The organism is Amycolatopsis silviterrae (assembly GCF_042684085.1).
Classification (GTDB): domain Bacteria; phylum Actinomycetota; class Actinomycetes; order Mycobacteriales; family Pseudonocardiaceae; genus Amycolatopsis; species Amycolatopsis silviterrae.
Map to the genome: position 1 here is coordinate 58,549 of NZ_JBHUKS010000019.1, position 24,839 is coordinate 83,387.

General features: G+C 70.4%; 25 protein-coding genes. 19 read left to right on the forward strand and 6 right to left on the reverse strand.

Annotation, left to right across the window (positions count from 1 at the left end; translation table 11 throughout):
- Nucleotides 1-5 precede the first annotated feature (5 nt).
- The 3 genes from ACFSVL_RS27500 to ACFSVL_RS27510 all read right to left on the reverse strand — a co-directional run bounded on the left by ACFSVL_RS27500 (nt 6) and on the right by ACFSVL_RS27510 (nt 2,109).
- Entirely contained in the window at nt 6-1,004 is a 999-nt protein-coding gene (locus ACFSVL_RS27500; protein WP_378308450.1) for a 1-aminocyclopropane-1-carboxylate deaminase, read from the reverse strand.
- Nucleotides 1,001-1,648: a GntR family transcriptional regulator gene (locus ACFSVL_RS27505; protein ID WP_378308451.1), complete on the reverse strand. Its 648-nt coding sequence runs from the start codon at nt 1,646-1,648 to the stop codon at nt 1,001-1,003. The genes ACFSVL_RS27500 and ACFSVL_RS27505 overlap by 4 nt, the downstream gene beginning before the upstream one ends.
- 101 nt (nt 1,649-1,749) lie before the next feature.
- Nucleotides 1,750-2,109 carry a DUF1844 domain-containing protein gene (locus tag ACFSVL_RS27510; protein ID WP_378308452.1) on the reverse strand — a complete coding sequence of 120 codons (360 nt, stop codon included), beginning with the start codon at nt 2,107-2,109 and terminating at the stop codon, nt 1,750-1,752.
- Between the two features lie 282 nt (nt 2,110-2,391).
- Between ACFSVL_RS27510 and infC the strand changes: the two genes are divergently transcribed.
- From infC to ACFSVL_RS27535, 5 genes are all read left to right on the forward strand, one after another.
- A complete protein-coding gene (infC, locus tag ACFSVL_RS27515; RefSeq protein ID WP_378308472.1) occupies nt 2,392-2,955 on the forward strand; it encodes a translation initiation factor IF-3 in 564 nt (187 codons plus the stop codon).
- Nucleotides 2,956-3,033: 78 nt separating this feature from the next.
- On the forward strand, nt 3,034-3,228 hold the full coding sequence (rpmI, locus tag ACFSVL_RS27520) for a 50S ribosomal protein L35 (RefSeq protein WP_009079615.1): 195 nt from the start codon (nt 3,034-3,036) through the stop codon (nt 3,226-3,228).
- Nucleotides 3,229-3,292: 64 nt separating this feature from the next.
- Nucleotides 3,293-3,670: a 50S ribosomal protein L20 gene (rplT, locus tag ACFSVL_RS27525; protein WP_009079612.1), complete on the forward strand. Its 378-nt coding sequence runs from the start codon at nt 3,293-3,295 to the stop codon at nt 3,668-3,670.
- Between the two features lie 8 nt (nt 3,671-3,678).
- Complete coding sequence (locus tag ACFSVL_RS27530; RefSeq protein ID WP_378308473.1) at nt 3,679-4,467, forward strand: TrmH family RNA methyltransferase; 789 nt, start codon at nt 3,679-3,681, stop codon at nt 4,465-4,467.
- A 5-nt stretch (nt 4,468-4,472) separates the two neighbouring features.
- Nucleotides 4,473-5,090, forward strand: coding sequence for an AAA family ATPase (locus ACFSVL_RS27535; RefSeq protein ID WP_378308453.1), 618 nt, complete (start codon nt 4,473-4,475; stop codon nt 5,088-5,090).
- A 166-nt stretch (nt 5,091-5,256) separates the two neighbouring features.
- On the opposite strand, the gene ACFSVL_RS27540 is transcribed toward ACFSVL_RS27535, so the two are convergent.
- Together ACFSVL_RS27540 and ACFSVL_RS27545 are read right to left on the reverse strand one after the other, a co-directional pair.
- On the reverse strand, nt 5,257-5,670 hold the full coding sequence (locus ACFSVL_RS27540) for a hypothetical protein (protein ID WP_378308454.1): 414 nt from the start codon (nt 5,668-5,670) through the stop codon (nt 5,257-5,259).
- A gap of 344 nt (nt 5,671-6,014) precedes the next feature.
- On the reverse strand, nt 6,015-6,509 hold the full coding sequence (locus ACFSVL_RS27545) for a hypothetical protein (RefSeq protein WP_378308455.1): 495 nt from the start codon (nt 6,507-6,509) through the stop codon (nt 6,015-6,017).
- 683 nt (nt 6,510-7,192) lie between these two features.
- Between ACFSVL_RS27545 and pheS the strand changes: the two genes are divergently transcribed.
- Together pheS and pheT are read left to right on the forward strand one after the other, a co-directional pair.
- A complete protein-coding gene (gene pheS / locus ACFSVL_RS27550) occupies nt 7,193-8,248 on the forward strand; it encodes a phenylalanine--tRNA ligase subunit alpha (protein WP_378308456.1) in 1,056 nt (351 codons plus the stop codon).
- Nucleotides 8,248-10,818, forward strand: a complete 2,571-nt coding sequence (gene pheT, locus ACFSVL_RS27555) for a phenylalanine--tRNA ligase subunit beta (protein WP_378308457.1) — start codon at nt 8,248-8,250, stop codon at nt 10,816-10,818. Before pheS ends, pheT begins: the two co-directional genes overlap by 1 nt.
- Before the next feature lie 106 nt (nt 10,819-10,924).
- On the opposite strand, the gene ACFSVL_RS27560 is transcribed toward pheT, so the two are convergent.
- A complete protein-coding gene (locus tag ACFSVL_RS27560; RefSeq protein ID WP_378308458.1) occupies nt 10,925-11,614 on the reverse strand; it encodes a DNA alkylation repair protein in 690 nt (229 codons plus the stop codon).
- Between the two features lie 130 nt (nt 11,615-11,744).
- Between ACFSVL_RS27560 and ACFSVL_RS27565 the strand changes: the two genes are divergently transcribed.
- The 12 genes from ACFSVL_RS27565 to tyrS all read left to right on the forward strand — a co-directional run bounded on the left by ACFSVL_RS27565 (nt 11,745) and on the right by tyrS (nt 24,682).
- Complete coding sequence (locus tag ACFSVL_RS27565) at nt 11,745-13,346, forward strand: alpha/beta hydrolase (protein ID WP_378308459.1); 1,602 nt, start codon at nt 11,745-11,747, stop codon at nt 13,344-13,346.
- A 203-nt stretch (nt 13,347-13,549) separates the two neighbouring features.
- Nucleotides 13,550-14,026, forward strand: a complete 477-nt coding sequence (locus ACFSVL_RS27570; RefSeq protein ID WP_378308460.1) for a helix-turn-helix domain containing protein — start codon at nt 13,550-13,552, stop codon at nt 14,024-14,026.
- 498 nt (nt 14,027-14,524) lie between these two features.
- Nucleotides 14,525-15,553 carry an N-acetyl-gamma-glutamyl-phosphate reductase gene (gene argC, locus ACFSVL_RS27575; protein ID WP_378308461.1) on the forward strand — a complete coding sequence of 343 codons (1,029 nt, stop codon included), beginning with the start codon at nt 14,525-14,527 and terminating at the stop codon, nt 15,551-15,553.
- Entirely contained in the window at nt 15,550-16,710 is a 1,161-nt protein-coding gene (gene argJ, locus ACFSVL_RS27580) for a bifunctional glutamate N-acetyltransferase/amino-acid acetyltransferase ArgJ (RefSeq protein WP_378308462.1), read from the forward strand. The genes argC and argJ overlap by 4 nt, the downstream gene beginning before the upstream one ends.
- A complete protein-coding gene (gene argB / locus ACFSVL_RS27585) occupies nt 16,707-17,645 on the forward strand; it encodes an acetylglutamate kinase (RefSeq protein ID WP_378308463.1) in 939 nt (312 codons plus the stop codon). Before argJ ends, argB begins: the two co-directional genes overlap by 4 nt.
- Nucleotides 17,642-18,847: an acetylornithine transaminase gene (locus ACFSVL_RS27590; protein ID WP_378308464.1), complete on the forward strand. Its 1,206-nt coding sequence runs from the start codon at nt 17,642-17,644 to the stop codon at nt 18,845-18,847. Before argB ends, ACFSVL_RS27590 begins: the two co-directional genes overlap by 4 nt.
- Nucleotides 18,847-19,773, forward strand: a complete 927-nt coding sequence (gene argF, locus ACFSVL_RS27595) for an ornithine carbamoyltransferase (RefSeq protein ID WP_378308465.1) — start codon at nt 18,847-18,849, stop codon at nt 19,771-19,773. The genes ACFSVL_RS27590 and argF overlap by 1 nt, the downstream gene beginning before the upstream one ends.
- Entirely contained in the window at nt 19,770-20,270 is a 501-nt protein-coding gene (locus ACFSVL_RS27600) for an arginine repressor (protein WP_116204179.1), read from the forward strand. The genes argF and ACFSVL_RS27600 overlap by 4 nt, the downstream gene beginning before the upstream one ends.
- Nucleotides 20,267-21,253, forward strand: coding sequence for an argininosuccinate synthase domain-containing protein (locus ACFSVL_RS27605; RefSeq protein WP_378308466.1), 987 nt, complete (start codon nt 20,267-20,269; stop codon nt 21,251-21,253). The genes ACFSVL_RS27600 and ACFSVL_RS27605 overlap by 4 nt, the downstream gene beginning before the upstream one ends.
- 26 nt (nt 21,254-21,279) lie before the next feature.
- Nucleotides 21,280-22,695 carry an argininosuccinate lyase gene (gene argH / locus ACFSVL_RS27610; protein WP_378308467.1) on the forward strand — a complete coding sequence of 472 codons (1,416 nt, stop codon included), beginning with the start codon at nt 21,280-21,282 and terminating at the stop codon, nt 22,693-22,695.
- Between the two features lie 44 nt (nt 22,696-22,739).
- A complete protein-coding gene (locus ACFSVL_RS27615) occupies nt 22,740-23,375 on the forward strand; it encodes a DNA-3-methyladenine glycosylase (protein ID WP_378308468.1) in 636 nt (211 codons plus the stop codon).
- A 32-nt stretch (nt 23,376-23,407) separates the two neighbouring features.
- Nucleotides 23,408-24,682: a tyrosine--tRNA ligase gene (gene tyrS / locus ACFSVL_RS27620; RefSeq protein WP_378308469.1), complete on the forward strand. Its 1,275-nt coding sequence runs from the start codon at nt 23,408-23,410 to the stop codon at nt 24,680-24,682.
- The last annotated feature ends 157 nt before the right edge of the window (nt 24,683-24,839 follow it).

The following is a 24,839-nucleotide window of genomic DNA, read 5'->3' on the forward strand; positions in this document are numbered from 1 at the left end:
CGGCGTCAGCCCAGCACGCTCGTATACGCGTTGATCGCAGGCTGCCCGCCGAGATGCGCGTACAACACGTTCGAGTCCTTCGCGATCTCACCGGTGCGCACGAGATCGATGAGCCCGGCCATCGACTTCCCCTCGTACACCGGGTCGGTGATCATGCCTTCCATCCGCGCCGCAGTACGGATCGCCTCAAGCGTCCGCTCGTCCGGAATCCCGTACACCCCAGCGTGATACCGCTCGTCAAGTTCGACGTCTCCCACCGCCCCGGCCCCGACCAGCTCCGCCGTGCCTTTCGCGATCCGCCCGATCTGCTCGCGCGTCTCGTCCGGCTTCGCCGACGCGTCGATCCCCAGGATCCGCCGCGGCTTCCCGCTCACCGCCGCCCCGGCCATCATCCCCGCCTGCGTGCTCCCGGTGACCGAGCAAACCACCACAGTGTCGAAGAAAACGCCCAGCTCGCGTTCCTGTTCTTCCAGCTCCAGCACCCAGTTCGCGAACCCCAGCCCGCCGAGCCGGTGATCCGAAGCCCCAGCCGGGATCGCGTACGGCGTGCCGCCGTTCGCCTCGACCTCCGCGAGCGCCTGCTCCCAGCTCTCCTTGAAGCCGATGCCGAAGCCCGCGTCGACGAGCCGGACGTCCGCGCCGAGGATCCGCGACAGCTGGATGTTGCCGACCTTGTCGTGCAGCGGATCGGTCCAGTCGACCCAGCTTTCCTGCACCAGCACGGCTTTCATCCCCGCCCGCGCCGCCGCGGCCGCCACCTGCCGCGTGTGGTTGGACTGCACGCCGCCGATCGAGACGAGCGTGTCCGCGCCCTTGGCGAGCGCGTCGGCGACGAGATACTCCAGCTTGCGCGTCTTGTTGCCGCCGTACGCGAGGCCGGAGTTGAGGTCCTCGCGCTTGGCCCAGACGGCCGCGCCGCCGAGGTGTTCGGTCAGCCGGTCCAGCCGGTGCACCGGCGAAGGCCCGACGAGCAACGGGAAACGGGGGAAATCAGCCAGGCTCACGCGTCCTCCAGGAGGGCTTCGAGGTCGGTCCAAATCGTTGAAGTGAGCTGTGCGGCAGCGGCCTCGTCGCCGGCTTCGAACGCGGCGATGAGTTCCTCGTGCCGGGTCACCGAACGGTGCGCGGGCAACGAGCTGAACCGCGCGTATTCGAGGCGGCGCAGCAACGGCGTGTACCGGTCGAGCGTCGCCGCGACCGCCCGGTTGCCGCACGCTCGCACCGGGATGTCGTGTAACTCGTCGTCCGCCTCGATCGCCCTGCCGACGTCCCCCTCGGCGACCGCCGCGCGAAACCGTTCGTTGGCCGTGCGCATTTCCGCGATCTGCTGCTCGCCGAGCCGGGGGAGTGCTTCGCGCACTGCCAGCTCGTGCAGCGCGCGGACCAGCCGGACCGCGTCGCGGACGTCGTCGGCGACGAACTCGGCGACCTTCGTGTAGCTCTGCGGCTTGGACACGACCAGCCGGTCCTCGGCCAGCCGCAGCAGCGCCTGCCGGACCGGGGCGCGGGAGAGCCCGAGCTGCTCGGCGAGATCGGCGTCGCGCAGGGGAGTGCCCGGCGGGAAGCTGCCGTCGATGATGGCGTGCCGGATGCGCTCGTACGCCTCGTCGCGCAGCAGCGGCCGGGAGACCTTGGGGAGTGCACTCACATCTAACATGTTAGATGTCGCTCACGGCCTTCCGCAATGGCCGGGAACGACGAAGGCCCGCCCCGGCAGTGCGGAGCGGGCCTTTCGGAAACGCTGAGGGCTCAGTAAACCGGCCCGGTGTACTTCTCGCCCGGGCCCTGGCCCGGCGGATCCGGCACGGCGGACGCCTCGCGGAACGCCTTCTGCAGCGACTGCAGCCCGTCGCGCAGCGGCCCGGCGTGCAGGCCGAGGTACTCCGCGGAGGAGGTGACGAGGCCGGCCAGCGCGGTGATCAGGCGGCGCGCCTCGTCGAGGTCGCGGTGCGGCGAGTTCTCCGGGTCGGCGTCGGCGAGGCCGAGGCGTTCGGCTCCCGCGGACAGCAGCATCACCGCGGCGCGGCTGATGACCTCGACGCTCGGGATCTCCTCGAGCCCGCGGTCGTCGGGGGAATACGGGGGCGGTGGCGAAGGTTGTTCAGGCACGTCTGGTACCCTTCCACGTGCGACCAGCTCCCGAGCGATCGGGGGCGGCAAGTGGAGCCCCGCTCCCACCCGTCTCACCGCTTCAGGTGTCCGGGTCCGGTCTCGCCGAAGGAGTGCCTGCCATTGCGGCAGCGTACTGCGGAGGCGAAGCGTTCGGCCATGCGGCCGGGCGCGATCGGAGACAGAGCGGGCCCCGTGCACCGGCAGCAGCCGGAGGCGGGGCCTGAGTCATGTGGGCACCAGGTCGAAACGAGAAAGCACAACTCGGACCAAGGAGGCCCCATCAGCTCCGAGACACGCATCAACGACCGCATCCGGGTGCCGGAAGTCCGGCTCGTCGGCCCTAACGGCGAGCAGGTCGGCATCGTCCGGATCGAGGATGCGCTGCGGCTTGCACAGGAGGCGGATCTCGACCTCGTCGAGGTGGCCCCGCAGGCCCGCCCGCCCGTGGCCAAGCTCATGGACTTCGGCAAGTTCAAGTACGAGAGCGCGCAGAAAGCCCGCGACTCCCGGCGGAACCAGCATCTGACCGTCATCAAGGAACAGAAGCTGCGGCCGAAGATCGACCAGCACGACTACGAGACCAAGAAGGGTCACGTGTCGCGGTTCCTGGCGGCGGGCAACAAGGTCAAGGTCACGATCATGTTCCGCGGTCGCGAGCAGTCCCGGCCGGAACTCGGTTTCCGGCTTCTGCAGAAGCTCGCCGACGACGTCACCGAGCTCGGCTTCGTGGAATCGTCGCCGAAGCAGGACGGACGCAACATGATCATGGTGCTGGCCCCGCACAAGAACGTGAAGCCGAAGGCGGCGCGAGCCGAATCGGCCGAACCGGCTCCCGAGGCGTAGCGCCCCAGCGCCGACCAGCACAGTCAGCGGCACACCGGGTTTTCCGGTGTGCCGCCGCACGGAAGAGGACAAACAAGCATGCCGAAGATGAAGACGCACAAGGGCACGTCGAAGCGGGTCCGCATCACCGGTTCGGGCAAGCTGCGTCGCCAGAAGGCCGGCCGCCGCCACCTGATGGAGAAGAAGTCCAACCGCCTCACCCGTCGTCTCGAGGGCACCACCGAGGTCGCCCAGAACGACGTCAGCCGAGTGAAGCGCCTGCTCGGCCGCTGAGGCCCGCACCCTTTCCCGACCACCCCGGGGTCCTCGCACCCCCCGAATTCGACAGGATGGACCAGTGGCACGCGTCAAGCGGGCGGTCAACGCCCAGAAGAAGCGTCGCGCGACTCTCGAACTGGCCAGCGGTTACCGCGGCCAGCGTTCGCGGCTGTACCGCAAGGCCAAGGAGCAGACGCTCCACTCGCTCAACTACGCCTACCGCGACCGCCGCGCGCGCAAGGGTGACTTCCGCCAGCTGTGGATCACCCGCATCAACGCGGCCGCTCGCGCCAACGGCGTCACCTACAACCGGTTCATCCAGGGCCTGAAGGCCGCCGGTGTCGAGGTGGACCGCAAGATCCTCGCGGACCTCGCGGTCAACGACGCCGCCGCCTTCACCGCGCTCGCGGAGCTGGCCAAGGCGAACGTCACGACCGGCGAAGCGAAGTCGGCCTGACCGGCAGCATCTTCCGGCCCGGGGCGGATCCGTTCACCGAACGGACCCCCCGGGTCGTTGCTGCGCGCAAATTGACCCGTCGCGCCGAACGCGAGAAAACCGGCCGCTTCCTGGCCGAAGGAGCCAACGCGGTCACGTCGGCCCTCGCGCACGGAACAGTCCACGAGCTGTTCGTCACCGAACGAGCCGCCGCCGCACACCCCGCTTTGGTGGAGTCGGCCCCCCGCGTGTCGCCGATCACCGACCGGGCCGCTGCGGGCCTGTCGGAAACCGTGACGCCGCAAGGAATCATCGCGGTCTGCTCGCTGGTCGACCGTCCACTGGAGACGGTCCTGGCCTCCGCCCGGCTGGTAGTCGTCCTGGTGGACGTCGCCGAACCCGGCAACGCGGGCACCGTGATCCGCGTAGCCGACGCCGCCGGAGCCGACGCGGTGGTCCTGGCCGGCGACACCGTCGACCCGCACAACGGCAAAAGCGTCCGCGCCGCCGCCGGTTCGACGTTCCACATCCCGCTGGCCCGCGCCCGCGACATCCCGTCGGTCCTGACCGCACTGCGCTCAGCCGGCCTCCGGACGCTCGCCGCACACGGGTACGCCTCGACGTCGCTGGAGACTGTCCGCTTCGGAGACCCCGTGGCGTGGATCTTCGGCAACGAAGCCCACGGCCTGCCCTCGGACGTCCTGTCCGCTGTCGACGAAGCAGTCCGAATCCCGTTGTACGGCAAGGCCGAAAGCCTCAACCTCGCTACCGCCGCCGCCGTCTGCGTCTACACCGCAGCGATGGCCGCGCACCGCTGACCCCCGTGCAGGACCTCCGGCACGTCTACTGGATCGGCGGCGCCCCCGGCGCAGGCAAATCAACGATCTCCCGCCGCCTCGCCGCCCGCTACGGCTGGCACCACTACGCGACCGACGACACCATGCGCGCGCACGTCGCTCGCACCACCCCCGACACTGCGCCGTACTTGCACGCCTTCCTGGCCATGGACATGGACGAACGCTGGGTGCGCCGGTCCCCGGCCGTCATGCTGGAGACGTTCCACTGGTTCCGGGGCGAGGGCTTCGGCCTGATCGTCGAGGATCTCCTCCGCCTGCCGCCGGAACCGTGCGTCGTCGAGGGTTTCCGGTTGCTGCCACACCTTGTCGAGCAGTTGGCCACGGTGGGGCAGGCTGTGTGGTTGCTTCCCACGGCGGAGTTCCGCGCTGCTGCCATCGAGAGCCGGAGCGTGCCGGGGGAGGGTTTCGTGTGGCAGACCAGCGATCCGGAGCGGGCTGCCCGCAACCTGGCTTCGCGGGATCGGATGTTCACCGACCGCCTTCGGGATGAGACGACGCGCCTGGGGTTGCCGACGGTCGAGGTGGATACGGCTACGACGGAGGACGATCTTTTCCGTCAGGTGACTGCTGTCTTCGGCCTCTGACTCCGGCTGGCCAGCCACGTCGGCTGCTCGGGTCCGGCAATTCCTGGGGTGCATCGCTGCTGGTGCCGTTCAGGTCGCGGATTCGAGGACCTGTCGATCTTCTGCGGGTCCCGGGGTGTCTCACGTCGATGCCGCTCAAGAGTCAGTCTCGGGTTTCGTGCCGCTCTCACTGCCGTTGTCGGGCGGGTTGTCCGGCGCGCCTCGGGTGTGCGCGCCCGCCCCGCCGCGCCCGCCGCCGGTGCAGCCGCACGCCGCCGTAACCCGCCAGCCCGGCCACGGACACGCCTCCGGCGACGACCCGGGCGACGGGGCTGCCCGCCAAGCCGCCGATCAGCGGGCCCAGTGCGCCGGTGACCGCGGCCACGATGCCTACGACAGCGATCAGCACCAGTGCGAGCGCGATCAGCGCGTCCCGGCGGATCTTGCCGTCGCGAACCCAGCCGTCGATGACGCTCCACGGCGCGGCGGGGTCACTGCGATCAGGCCCAGCAGGTGCGCGGCTACGCCGGTGCGGTCCGGCAGCAGACTGGTTTTCCTGGGAGATGTCGAGCTGGTGAACCCGATCCTTGCGGCCGGTCATGCTCGTCGCCTGCGCGAGGTCCGCCACTCGCGTCGTCGGGCCCCGGCCAGCGCATTCGGCGCGCCAGGGTCGTCCGCCGTCCGCGTCGCCAGACAACGAATTTCGGCCCTCCGGCTGTTGACCGGCTGTTTCGTCGCCAGGACTCCGTCATGACTGCCCGGCTCTGCACTCTTCACCATGTCCGACCGAGGCTCCTTCCTGGGAGGACACGGGCGGGGCGCCTGGTCGCATCAGGCGTCCCGCCCACTCTCACGCCGGGAGCGCGAGGTCCCGACATGGGATGTAAGAGCCTTGGAGCCGAATTCTTACGCGGTTTCATCGACGATGTTTCGTTCTGATGAAACTCAGGCTCTCTTCTGGCGAGGTCGCACCGGCAGCTGCGCCCAGTCGATCGACCGGTCCATCCTGCCGAGCGCGGCGAGCGTCACCGACAGCATGGCGGCGAGGTCTTGGTGGAGCACCCACTCGCCGGTCCGGCCGCGGGCCTCCGCGGCCAGAAGCTGGAGATGGAGGGCGTGGAGGTGGTCGATCCACTCCGCGACGTGCCTCGGCGCGCGCACCTCCCGCACCGTCCGGGTGCGCTCGCGGGCAACGACCTCCCGCACCACGGCCGGTCCGGGCGGGTCCTGACCGAGTTGCTCGGCCGCCTTCCGCAGAGCCCACGCCTTTTGCCGGCACGCCGCCGAGCAGTACCGAGGGCGACGCCCCGTCCCGGCCACTTCGACAGCCGCCCCGCAGCAACGGCACTCCGCGCTGAGCAGTCGCTCGCGAGACACGGAAGCACCCGCCTCGGGCTTGTCCTGTTCGTTCTCGTCCCGACCGTCCGGCTGGGTGGCCATTCGTCCCTCCCGCGGCGAGCACGTCTCATGGCTGACCGAATCGGGCCAGCCCGCCGATACTCCGTCCGCTCGCTTGAACTTACGGCCCAGGGGGTGACGTCACTAGTGACATTTAGTGCCATTCGGTGACATCTGCCGGGTCCCACGGGGTTCGGCACCGTCTCGAATCGCCGCCAGCCCAGTCCGCTGTCTCAGCCGCGCTTCACAAATGAAGTCGAGATGAAGCCGGTGACGAGGAAATGAAGTCAGCCGCGAGCTCCTGGCGGCGCTGATTCCGGCTGAGCGGCGATGCCGTGGCCGGTTCGCCTGCCTGACACGGAACTTGGCAGCCCCCTTGTCGGTCCTCGCCGTCAACCCGGCACCCCACTTGCCGGACGGCCGCGAGGATTCGCCCGTCAAGCACGGCGCCTCCGTCGTCCCGGCCCTCGCCCTCGCCGCGCAGGGCCGGCGTCCGCGGCAAGCCGGTCGGGGCGCGCTGCTCACCTGATCCGCTGACCACCGTTCGAGTCCGCGGCGACGGTCGGTCGTGATCACGGGGCGGATCCGGCGCAACGGCTCCGGAAGCGGAGGGTGAGCGGCTGGGCCTGGAGCCCGATCCCCTAGACTGAGCTGCCCGATGTGCACGTGCGGCGGCATGCCCGCGTGCCGCCGACAACACCAGTCCCAGCGGACGCCGAGGAGTCATGTCCGGAGCCACAGAACAGCCGGTCGACGTGCTCGCACCGGAGACCCTGCGCGCGGCGATCAAGGCGGCCGAGGACGCCTTCGCCGGCGCGGCCGACCTGGACGCGCTCGCCGCCGTCAAACCGGCCCATCTCGGGGACCAGTCGCCGGTGCTGCTCGCGCGCCGGGAGATCGCCGCGCTGCCCAAGCAGGAGAAGGCCGACGCCGGCAAGCGCGTCAACGAGGCCCGCCAGGCGGTGCAGTCCGCGTTCGACGCGCGCCGCGCCGCGTTGCAGGCCGAGCGCGACGAGCGCGTGCTCCGCGAGGAGGCCGTCGACGTCACGCTGCCGTGGGACCAGGTCCCGCGCGGAGCCCGGCACCCGATCAGCACGCTGTCCGAGCGCATCGCCGACGTCTTCGTCGCCATGGGCTACGAAGTCGCCGAAGGGCCCGAACTCGAAGCCGAGTGGTTCAACTTCGACGCGCTGAACTTCGGCAAGGACCACCCGGCGCGCCAGTTGCAGGACACGTTCTACGTCGGCGAGGAAGGTTCCGGCCTCGTGCTGCGCACGCACACCTCGCCGGTGCAGGCCCGCAGCCTGCTGCACCGCGACCTGCCGGTGTACGTCGTGTGCCCGGGCCGCACCTACCGCACCGACGAACTCGACTCCACGCACACGCCGGTGTTCACCCAGGTCGAGGGCCTCGCCGTCGACAAGGGCCTCACCATGGCGCACCTCAAGGGCACGCTCGACGCGTTCGCCCGCGCGATGTTCGGCGAGCGCTCCACGACGCGGCTGCGCCCGCACTTCTTCCCGTTCACCGAGCCGTCGGCGGAGGTCGACGTCTGGTTCGAGGAGAAGAAGGGCGGCCCCGGCTGGGTCGAATGGGGCGGCTGCGGCATGGTCAACCCGAACGTGCTGCGCGCCTGCGGCGTCGACTCCGACGTCTACTCCGGCTTCGCGTTCGGCATGGGCATCGAGCGGACGCTGCAGTTCCGCAACGGCATCCCGGACATGCGCGACATGGTCGAAGGCGACGTCCGGTTCACCCTTCCCTTCGGAACGGAGGCGTAGTGCGAGTCCCGGTGAGCTGGCTGACCGAGCATCTCGAAGTGGATGCCGACGTCACGCCGCAGGACCTGGCCGACGCCTTCGTGCGGATCGGGATCGAGGTCGACGAGCTGAGCAAGCTCGGCCCGGTGACCGGCCCGCTCGTGGTCGGCCGCGTCGCGGAGATCGAGGAGCTGACCGGCTTCAAGAAGCCGGTGCGGTTCTGCCGCGTCGAGGTCGGCGAGGAACCCGACCCGGAGCCCGACGACGCGGAACTGTCCGAAGAGGACGACGACGAGGACGACGGCCCGCTCGAGAACGAGGGCCCGCACGGCATCAAGACGCGCGGCATCGTCTGCGGCGCGAGCAACTTCGCCGAGGGCGACCTCGTCGTGGTCGCTCTGCCGGGCGTGGTCCTGCCGGGCGACTTCGAGATCGCCGCGCGCAAGACCTACGGCAAGATCAGCGACGGCATGATCTGCTCGGCGGCCGAACTCGGCCTCGGCGACGACCACAGCGGCATCCTCGTTCTCCCGCCGGGCACCGCGAGCCCGGGCGACGACGCGACGGAACTGCTCGGCCTCGACGACACGGTCATCGAGGTCACGCCGACCCCGGACCGCGGCTACGCGCTGTCGGTCCGCGGCCTGGCGCGCGAACTGTCGAACGCGCTCGACGTGCCCTTCGGCGACCCGGCGATGCTCGACAACTTCCCGGAAGCCGAGGGCGAGGCGTGGCCGGTGCGGGTCGAGGACCCCGAAGGCTGCCCGCGGTTCGTGCTCCGCCGCGTCACCGGTCTCGACGCGACCGCGCCGACGCCGTGGCGCATCCGCCGCAGGCTGATGCTGGCCGGCATCCGGTCGATCTCGCTCGCGGTCGACGTCACCAACTACGTGATGCTCGAACTGGGCCACCCGCTGCACGCGTTCGCGACCGGCTCCATCCAGGGCGACCTGGTGGTGCGCCGCGCGAAGGCCGGGGAGAAGCTCACCACGCTCGACGACGTGGAGCGCACCCTCGACGCGGACGACATCGTGATCGCCGACGACAGCGGCGTCATCTCCCTCGCCGGCACGATGGGCGGCGCCAGCACGGAGATCACGCCGGAGAGCACCGACGTGCTGCTCGAGGCGGCGCACTGGAACCCGGCGTCGATCAGCCGCACCGCGCGCCGGCACAAGCTGTTCTCCGAGGCGGCGAAGCGCTTCGAGCGCTACACCGACCCGGCGCTGTGCGCGGCCGCGGTGGAACTCGCCGCACGGCTGCTGCGCCAGTACGGCGAGGGCGCGATCCGCCCTGGCCGCACCGACGTCGGCGGCGTCGCCCCGCACGCCCCGGTGACCATGCCGATCAACCTGCCCGACCAGGTCGCCGGCGTGCGCTACGAACGCGGCGTCACGGTGCGGCGGCTCGGCCAGATCGGCTGCAAGGTCCAGCTCAGCACGAGCGACCAGGGCGTCGGCCTGGTCACCGCGACCCCGCCGAGCTGGCGCGGCGACCTCGTCCAGCCGGCCGACCTCGTCGAGGAGGTCCTGCGGCTCGAGGGCTACGACAGCATCCCGTCGGTCCTGCCCGCCGCGCCCGCGGGCCGCGGCCTCTCCGACGCGCAGCGCCGCAGCCGCGCGGTGTCCGGCGCGCTCGCCGAGGCGGGCTACGTCGAGGTGCGCCCGTTCCCGTTCGTCGGCGACGCGGTGTGGGACGCCTTCGGCCTCCCCGAGGACGACATCCGCCGCAAGACGGTGCGCGTCCGGAACCCGCTCGAAGCCGACCACGACCGGATGGCGACCACCCTCCTGCCCGGCCTGCTGGAGACGCTGCAGCGCAACGTGTCCCGCGGCCTGAAGGACGTGTCGCTCTTCCAGATCGGCCAGGTCGTGCTGCCGAAGCCGAACCAGCTCAAGGTCCCGGACCTCGGCGTCGAGCACCGCCCGAGCGACGAGGACCTCGCCGTGCTGGAGGAGGCCGTGCCCGCGCAGCCGGTGCACGTCGCCGCCGTCCTCAGCGGCCAGCGCCCGCGCGCCGGCTGGTGGGGCAAGGGCGACCAGGCAGGCTGGGCCGACGCCGTGCAGGCCGCGCGCCTGGTGGCCGAGGCCGCCGGCGTGCAGCTCACCGTGCAGGCCGCCGACCTGCTGCCGTGGCACCCGGGCCGCTGCGCCCAGCTGCGCGTGGGCGACTGGCCGGTCGGCCACGCGGGCGAACTGCACCCGAAGGTCGTCGAAGCCCTCGGCCTGCCGCCGCGCACGGTCGCCATGGAACTCGACCTGGACGCGATCCCGCTGCCCGACTCCCGTCCGGCGCCCAGCATCTCGGCCTACCCGCCGGTGCTGCTGGACGTCGCCCTGGTCGCCGGCACGGACGTCCCGTCCGCCGACCTCGCCGACGTGCTCCGCGAAGGTGCGGGCGAACTGCTCGAGGAGATCACTCTCTTCGACGTCTACACCGGCGAGCAGCTCGGCGACGGCAAGCGTTCCCTGGCGTACAAGCTCCGCTTCCGCGCCGCGGACCGCACCCTCACCGTCGACGAGGCCACCAAGTCCCGCGACGCCGCGGTAGCCGCTGCCGGCGAGCGCTTCGGAGCGACACTCCGCGCCTGATTCCGGCGTTGTCCCCGCCCCGCGCTCCGGCCACCGGCCGGTCAGCCGGGGCGGGGGAGCGCTGGTGTCATGGCACCCTCCTTTCTTGTGTCTCGAACGGTTCACTTCACCTGAGGTGCTTCATCGCCTCCCGTGCGGACAGTGGGGACAAGCCCGGGTGCGCCCGCACGAACGCACGGACCCACTCCGGCTCGGCGCGGGCGTGATCCCGCAGCGCCCAGCCGATTCCCTTGCGCAGAAAGAAATCCCGGTCGTCGAGGTTCGCCTCGATCGCGTCGGCCAGCAGCTCCTGGTCCACTTCGTCCTTCGCGCTGACCTGGCAGATCACCGCCGTTCGCCGGCGCCAGCGATCGGCGTCTGTCATCCAGCGGCGCAGGACAGGCGTGACGTCCGCCCGGTGCCCGCGCAGGATCGGCCCGACCCGGCGGATCGCGACCTCGTCGACGTAGTCCCACCACGCCCCGGTGACGATCAGCTCTTCGTACATCGGCAGCAGTTCCGGGTCCTGCCACTGCCGATAGGCACGATGCCCGGACAGATCGATCGCCGCGTACCGCTCCTCGCGGTACTCCGCCTCCCGCCACAAGGCGAGCACGGTCTCGGTGAACGTCACTCGATCGGGCAGAACATGCTCGGCCAGAACAGCTCTGACGAGCTTGCCGCGCGGCGGTTTCGGCACTCCGCGAAACGGCATCGCGGACTTCATGTACGCCTGCATTTCCGGTGCTTTGACCGGGTCGGCCAGTTCGGCGAGCCCGGTTCGCACCGCCGTGACCAACGCTTCGCCTGCCTGCACCGAGGGCCACCTCCGTCGTCTCGGATCCCGACGATCGGGCGACAGCGCAGCTCGTGTCGGGAAACGAGATTCTGCCGCGCAGCCGGTAGCTTCGACGAGCCCGGGTTGCTGTCGGACGCAAAGGACCACTGTGAGGAAAATCGTCACCGCACTGGCCGCCGCCGCTGTCGCGGCCGGAACGCTGGCTGTCGCACCCGCCGCCACCGCGGCGCAGCCCAATGGGCCGGGCTACGCGCCGCCGCCGATCAAGTGGGGAAAGTGTTCCTCGCCGAGTCTCGCCCAGGCGGGTGCCGAATGCGGATTCCTGGTGGTTCCGATGGACTACGCGCAGCCGTCCGGCCAAAAAGTGCAGATCGCCGTCTCGCGGGTGAAGCACAAGACCGCGAAGTACCAGGGCGTGATGCTGGTGAACCCGGGCGGCCCGGGAGGCTCCGGGCTCGGCCTTTCGGTGCTCGGCCGGAACGTGCCCAAACGTGCCGGCGACAGCTACGACTGGATCGGCTTTGATCCTCGCGGCGTCGGCTCCAGCAAACCGGCTCTCACGTGCGACGGGAACTACTTCGCACCCGCCCGCCCGGCTTACGTGCCGGCCACGCCGCAGCTGGAGAGCACCTGGCGTGCCCGCACGGAAGGCTATGCCAAGGCCTGCGCGAAGAACGGCCCGCTGCTGCAGCACATCAAGACCACTGATGTCGCGCAGGACCTGGAAAGCCTCCGCAAGGCGCTGGGCGAGAAACAGATCAACTACTACGGCTTCTCTTACGGCACTTACCTCGGGCAGGTCTACAGCACGCTGTACCCGGAGCGGATGCGCCGGATGGTGCTCGACGGGAACGTCGATCCGCGCAAGGTCTGGTACGAGGCCAATCTCGACCAGGACGTCGCCTTCGACCGCAACATCAAGGTCTACTTCGACTGGCTCGCGAAGTACGACGACGTCTACCACCTCGGCAAGACCGGTTCGGCGGTCGAGAAGCTCTGGTACGCGCAACAGCGGAAGCTCGACCGGAACCCGGCGGGCGGCGTGATCGGCGGCGACGAGTGGACCGACGTCTTCCTGCAGGCCGGCTACTACGTGTTCGGCTGGGAGGACATGGCCAAGGCGTTCGACGGCTGGGTGCACCGCGGCGACTGGCAGACGCTGAAGGCGTTGTACGACAAGTCGAACGCGCCCGGCGACGACAACGGCTACGCGGTGTACAGCGCGGTGCAGTGCACCGACACGCAGTGGCCGCAGGACTGGAACCGCTGGCGCCGCGACGCGTGGGCCACCCACGCCCGTGCGCCTTTCGAGACCTGGAGCAACACCTGGTACAACGCGACTTGCCTTAATTGGCCCGCGAAGCCCGGAAAGCCGGTGGACATCGACGGGTCGAAGGTGAGCGGCGCGCTGCTGATCAGCGAAGAACTCGACGCGGCCACGCCGTACGCGGGCAGCCTCGAAGTGCGCAAGCGCTACCCGCGTTCGAGTCTCGTGAGCGCGCCCGGCGGGACGACGCACGCCGGATCTCTGTCCGGAGTGGCGTGCGTGGACGACAAGGTCGCCGACTACCTCGCCACCGGAGCTTTGCCCAAGCGGGTGCGCGCCGACCGCTCGGACGCGCAGTGCGCTTCGGTGCCGCAGCCGGTTCCGTCTCCGGTCGCGTCCGGCGCGCAGCAGAAGGCTGATGCCCTGGCGAAGGCCGCGGCGGAGCAGAAGCAGAGCCTGCTTGCCGGGCTGCCGCGCTTCTGAGCTGTTTCTCCCCGTGCCCCGGTCTGGTCCGCTCGGCCGGGGCACTGTTCTTTTCCGTCTTTCCCGCTGGTTCACCGATCCCCCTCGGTCGTTTTCGTGGTCGCCGGGGACGCTACGGCGGGGGTCTGACAATTTCGGACCGCAGTCACCCGATCGCGTTAAGTGATCGAAAATTGTCGGGGGTCGCGGATACGTTCGCGGCCATGACGATCATTCAGGAGCACCGGACCGAGGTCCGGTCAGGAGATATCCAGTACCAGGTCGCCGTCATCACCCGCACCGAGGACGGCGAGCCGGAGCGAGTCACCGTCACGGTCGGCGGAGAGCGAACGGACGGCGAACCCGTCGTCGAGGGCAGACTCGACCTCGACGTGACGTCCGTGGCGACCGTCGCGGAGCTGCTCGACACGAGCCTGCGCACGTTCGCGGGCGGCGGCACGCGGCGAAGATCGCGCGGACGCCCGGCTCAGCAGGGCAGGCCGTGGACCGACGAGATGGACGCGGACCTCGAGGCCCGCTGGCTCGCCGGAGACTCGGTGACCGAGCTGGCCCGGCATTTCGCCCGGACGCCGGGCGGGATCCGGGCTCGCCTGCCCCGGGTCGGCTGCGATCCGGAACATCCGGGAAATCATCTGCCGACCCCGCCGAGTCTGCGCGAAGCGGAGGAGGGAGCGGACTGACGATCGCCCGCCGGGTTCGCATCCCGACGCGGGCCCGGCGTGGCGTTGCCTGCTCGCCGGACGGGACTGGGCGCTCTTGTACGCGGAGCGTGGCGGACCGACTGGGTGCCGGATGGACTGGCGCTGGGCCGTCTGGGCGGATGGACTCGACGCCGGGTTGGGTGGCACGGGTCCTGGGTGCGTGGCTTGGCGCAGGATGGCCTGGGCATGGCCGAACCTCGGCACCGGATCGGACGGCGCACGTGCCGTCCGGGTGACCAGGGTGCTGCGCGAGTCTCGCGGTGGGCGGAAGTTCTGCCGCCGCGATACAGGGCCGGGCGGCGAACTGTGGCGTGCGCGAACTGTGTCGTCAGACCGGCGATCAGGCCGATCCCGCACGCCTCAACAGCGAAAAGCGGCTGAATAACGTTCGAGAACCACGGAAGTCCTGGGGAGGGGACGGCCAGGGTGAGCAAACCCTCTTTGTTTGAGCTTGCACGCTCGTGCATAATCATTCGTATGACGGTGAAGATCGCGGTGGCCGGTGCCAGCGGGTACGCCGGCGGCGAACTGCTGCGCCTGCTGCTGACCCATCCCGAGGTCGAGATCGGCGCGCTCACGGCGGCGAGCAGTGCGGGGACGACGCTGGGCACGCACCAGCCGCACCTCGTGCCGCTTGCCGGGCGCGTGCTGCTCGAGACCAGCGCGGAGACGCTCGCGGGCCATGACGTCGTGTTCCTCGCGCTGCCGCACGGCCACTCGGCCGAGATCGCGGCGCAACTCGGGCCGGACGTGCTGGTGGTCGACCTCGGGGCCGACCATCGGCTCGCCGACGCGGGAGACTGGCGGCGCTGGTACTCCGGCGAGCACGCGGGGCAGTGGCCGTACGGGATGCCGGAGCTGCCGGGTGCGCGGGAGAAGCTCGTGGGCACCAAGCGGATCGCGGTTCCCGGCTGTTTCCCGACGGGCGGATCGCTGGCGTTGGCGCCCGCGCTGGCGGCGGGGCTGGTCGAGCCCGCGGTCACCGTGGTGTCGGTGACGGGGACGTCGGGCGCGGGCAAGAGCCTGAAGCCGAATCTGCTCGGGTCCGAGGTCATGGGCAACGCGAGCGCGTACGGCGTCGCTGGTGCGCATCGGCACACGCCGGAGTTCGTGCAGAACCTCTCGGCCGCGGCGGGCAAGCAGGTGACCGTTTCGTTCACGCCGGTGCTCGCGCCGATGCCGCGCGGCATTCTCACGACGGCGAGTGCTCCGATCGTGGGCGACGTCGACGTGGCCGCGGTGCGCGCGGTGTACGAGAAGGCTTATGGCGCTGAGCCGTTCGTCCAGGTCCTGCCTGAAGGAGCCTGGCCGACGACCGCCGCCACAGTCGGGTCGAACAACGTCCAGCTCCAGCTCGGGATCGACGCCGACGCGGGACGGCTCGTCGTCGTCACGTCGATCGACAACCTCACCAAGGGCACCGCCGGCGGTGCCGTCCAATCGATGAACCTGGCGCTCGGTTTCCCCGAGGCCACCGGACTTTCCACCGTGGGAGTGGCACCGTGACCGTCACCGGACCGAAGGGTTTCCGCGCCGCGGGCGTGGCTGCCGGGATCAAAGCATCCGGCGCGCTGGACCTCACGCTGGTCGTCAACGACGGCCCGCTCGACGTCGCGGCGGGGGTGTTCACCCGCAACGTGATCAAGGCCGCGCCGGTGCTGTGGTCGCAGGAAGTGCTGAAGCAGCAGAAGCTGAAGGCCGTCGTGCTCAACTCCGGCGGGGCGAATGCGGCTACCGGGCCGGGCGGGTTCCAGGACACGCACGCCACGGCCGAAAAGGTCGCCGAAGTGCTGGGCGCCGGGGCGATCGAGGTCGCGGTATGTTCCACCGGGCTGATCGGCGAGCGGTTGCCGATGCCGGCGGTTCTGTCCGGTGTGGACAGTGCGGTCAAGGCGCTGGACGCCAGTCCGGAAGCGGCGCTCAACGCGGCTACCGGCGTCATGACCACGGACAGCAAGCCGAAGCAGGCGTTCGCTCAGCATGAATCCGGGTGGAGCGCCGGCGGGTTCGCCAAGGGCGCGGGGATGCTCGCGCCGAATCTGGCGACGATGCTGTCTGTGCTGACCACGGATGCCGTGGTGGACAAGGAAACTCTCGACCGGGCCTTGCGCGCCGCCACGCACGTCACCTTTGATCGACTGGATGTCGACGGCGGCACGTCGACCAACGACACCGTGCTCGTTCTCGCCTCGGGGGCGAGCGGGGTGGAGCCGACCGAAGCCGAGCTGACCGAGCTGCTCACCAAGGTCAGCCACGACCTGGTGCTGCAGCTGCGGGCCGATTCCGAAGGCGCCACCAAGGATGTCGACGTCACGGTGAAGGGTGCCGCGTCCGAGGCTGACGCGATTGTCGTGGCTCGCACGATCGCCGAGGACAACCTGGTCAAGACCGCGTTGTTCGGGTCCGATCCCAACTGGGGCCGGATCGCGATGGCGCTCGGCCGCGCGCCGGCGCGGATCGACCCGGAGACGGTGTCGATCGCCATCAACGGCGTCACGTTGTTCGCGGGCGGCACGACGGCCGAGGACCGGTCGGCGGCGGACCTGTCCGGGCGGGCCATCGACGTGGTGGTGGATCTCGGGGTCGGCTCCGACGAGGCCACGATTTACACCACGGATCTGTCGCACGCTTACGTCGAAGAGAACAGCGCGTACTCGTCATGACCGAGCTCGAAAGGCGGCTCGTCTCCGCCGACGAACGGCTCGCCAGCGCCGCCGAGAAGGCCGGCGTGCTGATCGAAGCGCTGCCGTGGCTGCAGAGGTTCAACGGCGCGACCGTCGTGGTCAAGTACGGCGGCAACGCCATGATCGACGATCAGCTGAAGGCCGCCTTCGCCGAGGACATGGTGTTCCTGCGGCTGGCCGGTCTGCATCCGGTGGTCGTGCACGGCGGCGGCCCGCAGATCAGCGCGATGCTGTCCCGGCTCGGCGTGCCGGGGGAGTTCAAGGGCGGGCTGCGCGTCACCACGCCGGAGACCATGGACATCGTGCGGATGGTGCTGGTCGGTCAGGTCAGCCGCGAGCTGGTCGGGCTGATCAACGCGCACGGGCCATACGCGGTCGGCATTTCCGGCGAGGACGCGCGGCTGTTCACGGCCGAGCGCAAACAGGCCACTGTGGACGGTGAGCAGGTGGACATCGGCCTCGTCGGCGAGGTCGCCGAGGTGAACCCGGACGCGGTGCTCGACATCGTGAACGCCGGCCGCATCCCGGTCGTCTCCACAGTGGCCCCCGACGTCGACGGCGTGGTGCACAACGTCAACGCCGACACCGCCGCCGGCGCGCTCGCCGCCGCGCTCGGCGCCGAAAAGCTCGTCGTGCTGACCGACGTCGAAGGCCTTTACGCCAACTGGCCGGACCGGTCGTCGCTGATCGACCGGATCCCCGTCGACCGTCTCGAACGCATGCTGCCCGGCCTGGCCAGCGGCATGATCCCGAAGATGGAGGCGTGCGTGCGCGCGGTGCGCGGCGGCGTGCGCGGCGCCCACGTCATCGACGGCAGGCTTGCCCATTCGGTGCTGCTCGAGGTCTTCACCTCGCGCGGCATCGGGACCATGGTGCTGCCCGAGGCAGCGCCCTCCGGAACGGAGCACGCGTGAGCACTCTCAAGTCCAATGCGGACGGTCAGCAGCACTGGCAGTCGGCCGTCATGGACAACTACGGAACGCCGGGACTGACCCTCGTGCGCGGCGAAGGCGCGCGAGTGTGGGATGCGGACGGCGCCGAGTACGTCGACCTGGTCGGCGGCATCGCGGTGAACGCGCTCGGCCACGCGCACCCCGAGGTGGTCCGCGCGGTCACGGAGCAGATCTCGAAGCTGGGGCACACGTCGAACCTGTACGTGAACCCGGTCGCGGTCGAACTGGCCGAAACGCTTCTCGACGTCGCGGGCCTCAGCGGGCAGGGCAAGGTCCTGTTCGTCAACTCCGGCGCGGAGGCGAACGAGGCCGCGCTGAAGATCACCCGGCTCACCGGCCGCAGCAAGGTCGTCGCCGCGGAAGGCGCGTTCCACGGCCGCACGATGGGCGCGCTTTCGCTCACCGGGCAGCCCTCGAAGCGCGAGGCGTTCGAGCCGCTGGTTCCCGGCGTCACGCACGTTCCGTACGGCGATGTCGAAGCGTTGCGGGCAGCCGTTGACGGCGAAACCGCCGCCGTGTTCTTGGAGCCCGTACTCGGCGAAGCGGGGGTGATCCCGGCACCGGACGGCTACCTGCAGGCCGCGCGCGAGATCACCAAGGCGGCCGGGGCGCTGCTCGTGCTCGACGAGGTGCAGACTGGGATCGGCCGGCTCGGCACCTGGTTCGGCTTCCAGCAGGCCGGGGTCGTGCCGGACGTGATCACGCTCGCGAAGGGGCTCGGCGGCGGGCTTCCGCTCGGCGCGGTGATCGGCGTCGGCGCGGCGGGCGATCTGCTCAAGCCGGGCCAGCACGGCACCACCTTCGGCGGCAACCCGGTGTGCTGCGCGGCCGGGCTCGCCGTGCTGCGCACGATCGTCCGGGACGACCTGCTCGACCACGTTTCGGCGCTCGGCAAGGACATCGCCGCCGGCGTCGAGGCGCTCGGGCACCCGCTCGTCTCCGGGGTCCGCGGGTCCGGGCTGCTGCTCGGCATCGGACTGCGGGAACCGGTGTCCGCGGCCGTCGCGAAGGCCGCCCAGGACGCGGGCTACCTCGTCAACCCGGTCGCCCCCGACACCGTCCGGCTCGCCCCGCCGCTCGTGCTCGACGAGCAGCAGGCGCACGGCTTCCTCGCCGCCCTCCCGGGCGCGCTCGATTCCACCACCACGAAGGATCCCGCCTGATGCCCCGCCACTTCCTCCGCGACGACGACGTCACCCCGGCCGAGCAGACCGCTCTGCTCGACCTGGCCGACCAGCTGAAAGCCGATCCGCTCGGCACGAAGGCGCTGGCAGGCAAGACGGTGGCCGCGATCTTCGAGAAGAACTCCACCCGTACCCGGTTCTCGTTCGAGGTCGGCATCAGCCAGCTCGGCGGGCATCCGGTGATCGTCGACGGCCGTTCGATGCAACTCGGCCGCGAGGAGACCATCGAGGACACCTCGCGCGTGCTGTCCCGCTACGTCGACGCCGTCGTGTGGCGCACCTTCGCGCAGAAGCGGATCGACTCGATGGCGTCGGTCGCGTCGATCCCGATCGTCAACGCGCTCACCGACGAGTTCCACCCGTGCCAGGTGCTCACGGACCTGATGACCATCCGCGAGCGCAAGGGCAAGCTCGCCGGGCTCACGCTCACCTACCTCGGCGACGGTGCCAACAACATGGCGCATTCGCTGCTGCTCGGCGGCACCACGGCCGGGATGAACGTGCGCGTCGTGTCGCCGGAGGGTTTCCAGCCCGACCAGCAGGTGATGCTGGACGCCAAGAAGCACGGCGAGGAGACCGGCGGCAGCGCGACCGTTTTCACCGACGCGCGCGAAGCCGTCGAAGGCTCGGACGTGCTGGTCACCGACACCTGGACGTCGATGGGGCAGGAGAACGACGGCCTCGACCGGGTCGGCCCGTTCCGCGCGCTGCAGATCAACGCGGAGCTGCTGAAGCGCGCCGCCGACGAGGCGATCGTGCTGCACTGCCTGCCCGCGCACCGCGGCTGGGAGATCACCGACGAGGTGCTCGACGGCCCGGCCAGCGCGGTCTGGGACGAGGCGGAGAACCGGCTGCACGCGCAGAAAGCCCTGCTGGTCTGGCTGTTCGGGCAGAACGGCCGATGACCAGCAGCCGGGTCGGGCGCCAGGCGCGGATCACCGAGCTGGTGTCCACGATGGCCATCCGCAGCCAGACGGAGCTGGCGCGGCTGCTGGCCGCCGAGGGGATCGACGTCACGCAGGCGACGCTGTCGCGCGACCTCGACGAACTCGGCGCGGTCAAGCTGCGCGGCGCCGACTCGGGCGCGCCGGTCTACGTCATCCCCGAGGACGGCAGCCCCGTCCGCGGCGTGCAGGGCGGCACCTCGCGGCTGTCCCGGCTGCTCGCCGAACTGCTGGTGTCGGCGGATTCTTCGGGCAACCTCACCGTGCTGCGCACCCCGCCGGGCGCCGCGCAGTTCCTCGCGAGCGCGATCGACCGGGCCGCGCTGGAGGAGGTTGTCGGGTCCATCGCGGGCGACGACACGGTCGCGGTGATCGCGCGCGAACCGCTCACCGGACGCGACCTGGCCGAACGGTTCACCGCGCTCGCGCAGGGTTCGGCGGAAGGGGATGAGCCGTGACCCGGCGGGTCGTGTTTGCCTATCCGGGCGGGCACGGCTCCTCCGCCGCGCTGAATCTCCTTAAGGGACAAGGCGAAGTGGTCGCGGTCGCGGTGGATTTCGGTTCCGGCGACGCGGATTTGTGCGCGCTCCGGCGGCAGGCGACGGCTGGCGGAGCCGCCGAGACAGTAGTCGTGGATGTCCGCGAGGAGTTCGCGAACGGCTACTGTTTGCTTGCGCTGCAAGCGAATGCGCTGATCGTCGACCGGAATCCGTTGGTGAAAGCTTTGGCCCGGCCGTTGCTGGCGAGCCAGCTCGTCGCGACCGCCAGGGACCGGAACGCGTCGGCCGTCGCGCATGGCGGCGGCGACGCGTTGTCCAGCTTGCTCTCGGCGCTCGCGCCGGACCTGGAGATCATCGAGCTTGAGGTCCCAGGGCAGGAGCTGTCGACCAGCCGGACTTTGTGGGGCCGGGCCGTGACATCCGGCTACCGCTGCACCGAGGACGCCGTGGTGAACTTCGGCTCGCCGGACGAGGTGGTCGTCACCTTCGACCAGGGCGTGCCGGTCGCGGTCGACGGTGAGACAGTCAGCGTCGCCGAGGCTGTGCAGCGGCTCGGACATCGGGCCGGGGCACACGGGGCAGGCCGGTTCGAGGACTACGACGCACCGGGGGCGGCGGTGCTCGTCGCCGCGCATCAGGAGCTGGAAACCGTGACCCTCGACCGTGATCTGGCCAGGTTCAAACAAGGCATCGACCGCCGGTGGGCCGAGCTGGTCCACGACGGGTTGTGGTTCTCGCCGCTGCGCGAGCCGCTCGACGCGTTCGTGCGGCAGGCGCAGGAGCGCGTGACCGGCGAAGTGCGGCTGGTGCTGCACGCGGGCAGCGCGACCGTGGCCGGCCTCCCCGGGAGGCGGCTTCGCCCGGTCGGACGGCGGTACCGTCCGGGGACCGGGCAGACTCCGCTGGGGAGCACCCAGCACCTGAGTACCCAGGCGTCCTGAGACGCCGGACGCGAGAGAGGCAGAACGTGAGCGGGAAAGACCAGCCGGTGCAGCTGTGGGGCGGCCGGTTCGCCAGCGGACCGGCCGAGGCGATGGCGGCGCTGAGCGCTTCGACCCACTTCGACTGGCGCCTTGCGCCCTACGACATCGCCGGATCGCGCGCGCACGCCCGAGTGCTGAGCAAAGCGGGGTTGCTCACCGAAGCGGAGCTGGCCGGGATGCTGGACGCGCTCGACACGCTGGCGCAGGACGTCGCGTCGGGCGCGTTCACGCCGACGATCGCCGACGAGGACGTGCACACCGCGCTCGAACGCGGTCTGCTTGAACGCGCCGGCACCGAACTGGGCGGCAAGCTGCGCGCCGGCCGTTCCCGCAACGACCAGGTGGCGACGCTGTTCCGGATGTGGCTGCGCGACGCCGCGCGGCGGGTCGTCGCGGGCACGCTCGAGGTGGTCGACGCGCTGGTTTCCCAGGCGTCCCGGCACCCGGACGCGATCCTGCCCGGCCGCACCCACCTCCAGCACGCGCAGCCAGTTCTGCTCGCGCATCACCTGATGGCGCACGGCCAGTCGCTGCTGCGCGACGTCTCCCGCCTGCGCGACTGGGACGCGCGCACCGCCGAGTCGCCGTACGGCTCGGGCGCGCTCGCTGGTTCGTCGCTCGGCCTCGACCCGGAGGCCGTGGCGACTGAGCTGGGCTTCGACACCAGCGTGGAGAACTCGATCGACGGCACCGCCTCGCGCGATTTCGTGGCCGAGTTCGCGTTCGCCGTAGCGATGCTCGCGGTGAACCTGTCGCGGATCGCCGAAGAGGTGATCATCTGGAACACCGCCGAATTCGGTTACGTCACCCTCGACGACGCGTGGGCCACCGGCAGCTCGATCATGCCGCAGAAGAAGAACCCGGACGTCGCGGAGCTGACCCGGGGCAAGGCGGGCAGGCTGATCGGCAACCTCACCGGACTGCTCGCCACGCTCAAGGCGCAGCCGCTCGCGTACAACCGCGACCTGCAGGAGGACAAGGAACCGGTCTTCGACTCCGTCGAACAGCTGGAACTGCTCTTCCCGGCGATCGCGGGAATGCTCGGCACGCTCACCTTCCACACCGAGCGGCTCGCCGAACTGGCTCCCGCCGGGTTCACGCTGGCCACCGACATCGCCGAATGGCTGGTGCGCAAGGGCGTGCCGTTCCGCGTCGCGCACGAGGCGGCGGGGGAGAGCGTGCGGGTCGCGGAGGCACGAGGCGTCGGGCTCGACGAGCTGACCGATGAGGAGTTCCAGGCCATCAACCCGGCGCTCACGCCCGCGGTGCGCGAGGTGCTCACCGTCGAAGGCTCGGTGCGTTCCCGCGACGCGCGCGGCGGCACTGCGCCAGATCGGGTCGCCGAGCAGCGGGAGCGCCTGGTCGAGCGCGTCGCGGCGCATCGGCAGTGGCTGAAGTGATCTGCCGTCAGGCTGCTGGTTAGGCTGGCAGCCTGACGAGGGGAGTGCGTGTGGACCGGTTGTTCCGGCGCGAAGAACTGGCACTGGACCCGGTCGACCTGGCTCGGCTGCTGCTCGGTGCCGTCCTCGAAGCCGACGCGCCCGAAGGCCGGGTCGGCGTGCGGCTCGTCGAGGTCGAGGCCTATCGCGGGCTCGACGATCCCGCGTCGCATTGCTATCGCGGGAAAACCCCGCGCAATGCCGTGATGTGGGGCCCGGCCGGGCACCTCTACGTGTACTTCGTCTACGGCATGCACTTCTGCGCGAACGTCGTCGGCACCGAGGACGGCCAGCCGGGCGCGGTGCTGCTGCGCGCCGGCGAGGTGGTCGAGGGCGCCGACGTCGTGCGGAAGCGGCGGCCGAACGCGCGCGGCAACGGCGAACTCGCCAAGGGCCCGGCCATCCTCACCTCGGTGCTGGGGCTCGCCAAGGACCAGAACGGCGTCGACCTCACCGACCCCGAATCGCCGGTGCGGCTGCTGGCCGGCGAGCGCGTCCCCACGGAGAACGTGCGCACCGGCCCGCGCGTAGGCGTCGCGATGGCGATGGAGACGCCGTGGCGGTTCTGGGTCGACGGCTCACCAGCGGTCTCAACCTACCGCCGCGGCGGGAAACGCCGCCAGGTGCGACCCGCGGGATAGTCGTTTGACCTGGTGGGGGATCATCTACAGGTGTGAGTGAGCACATCCTTGACGAGTTGTCCTGGCGCGGCCTGATCGCGCAGTCCACCGACATCGACGCCCTGCGCCGAGAACTCGACCACGGCCCGCTCACGCTCTATTGCGGCTTCGACCCGACCGCGCCCAGCCTGCACGCCGGCAACCTCGTCCCGCTGCTGATGCTCAAGCGGTTCCAGCGCGCCGGCCACCGGCCGATCGTGCTGGCCGGCGGAGCCACCGGGATGATCGGCGACCCCCGCGACAACGGGGAACGCTCGCTGAACACCCTGGACGTCGTCGCCGAATGGGCCGGGCGGATCCGCGGGCAGCTGGAGCGGTTCGTGGACTTCGACGATTCGCCGACCGGCGCGATCGTGGAGAACAACCTCGACTGGACCGGGAAGCAGAACACGCTGGAGTTCCTCCGGGACGTCGGCAAGCACTTCTCGGTGAACGTGATGCTGAACCGCGAGACGGTCAAGCGCCGGCTCGAGGGCGACGGCATGTCCTACACCGAGTTCAGCTACCTGCTGCTGCAGTCGCAGGACTACCTGGAGCTGTACCGCAAGCACGGCTGCAAGCTGCAGGTCGGCGGCTCGGACCAGTGGGGCAACCTGGTCGGCGGCGTGGACCTGATCCGCCGCGTCGAAGGCGGGACCGCGCACGCGCTGACCGCGCCGCTGGTCACCGACGCCGAGGGACGCAAATTCGGCAAGTCCACCGGCGGCGGCAACGTGTGGCTCGACCCGGAGCTGACCTCGCCCTACGCCTGGTACCAGTACTTCGTGAACGTCGGGGACGCCGACGTCATCCGCTACCTGCGCCTGTTCACCTTCCTCGAACGCGAGGAGATCGACGCGCTGGCGAAGGACACCGAGGAGCGTCCGCACCTGCGCGCCGCGCAGAAGCGGCTGGCCGAGGAGTTCACGAACCTGGTGCACAGCGAGGACCAGACGCGCCAGGTCATCGCGGCGAGCCAGGCGCTGTTCGGCCGCGGCGAGCTGACCGAGCTGGACGCGCCGACGCTCGACGCGGCGATGGCCGAGGTCCCGAACGGCAAGGTCGAGCCCGCAGGCGACGCGACGATCGTCGACCTGCTGATCGCCGGGGGACTGGTGGACAGCAAGGGCGCGGCCCGGCGCACCGTGAAGGAAGGCGGTGCGTACGTGAACAACGTGAAGATCGCCGACGAGGAGTGGAAGCCCGCCGCTTCCGACGCGCTCCACGGCCGCTGGCTCGTGGTCCGCAAGGGCAAGCGCACGGTCGCCGGCGTCCGCGTCGGGGGCTGATCTCCGCCCAGCGCCCGGAACAGGGGCCCTACCTGCGGGAACGCGGTTAAGGTACCCCCCTGTTCCGGGCCCTCGGAGGGCGTGTAATGTTCTCCAAGTCGCCAGGGAAACCGGGTGGCCGCCGGGACACGAACCAAGCTCTCGCCTCTAGGGTGAT

What these genes read in the sequence shown, in the direction of transcription:
- ACFSVL_RS27600 (WP_116204179.1), top strand. Translation starts at nt 19,770, where the DNA reads ATGACCAGCAGCCGGGTCGGGCGCCAGGCGCGGATCACCGAGCTGGTG.
- argF (WP_378308465.1), top strand. Translation starts at nt 18,847, where the DNA reads ATGCCCCGCCACTTCCTCCGCGACGACGACGTCACCCCGGCCGAGCAG.
- argC (WP_378308461.1), top strand. Translation starts at nt 14,525, where the DNA reads ATGACGGTGAAGATCGCGGTGGCCGGTGCCAGCGGGTACGCCGGCGGC.
- ACFSVL_RS27545 (WP_378308455.1), bottom strand. Translation starts at nt 6,509, where the DNA reads ATGGCCACCCAGCCGGACGGTCGGGACGAGAACGAACAGGACAAGCCC.
- rpmI (WP_009079615.1), top strand. Translation starts at nt 3,034, where the DNA reads ATGCCGAAGATGAAGACGCACAAGGGCACGTCGAAGCGGGTCCGCATC.
- ACFSVL_RS27570 (WP_378308460.1), top strand. Translation starts at nt 13,550, where the DNA reads ATGACGATCATTCAGGAGCACCGGACCGAGGTCCGGTCAGGAGATATC.
- pheS (WP_378308456.1), top strand. Translation starts at nt 7,193, where the DNA reads ATGTCCGGAGCCACAGAACAGCCGGTCGACGTGCTCGCACCGGAGACC.
- ACFSVL_RS27540 (WP_378308454.1), bottom strand. Translation starts at nt 5,670, where the DNA reads ATGACCGGCCGCAAGGATCGGGTTCACCAGCTCGACATCTCCCAGGAA.
- argB (WP_378308463.1), top strand. Translation starts at nt 16,707, where the DNA reads ATGACCGAGCTCGAAAGGCGGCTCGTCTCCGCCGACGAACGGCTCGCC.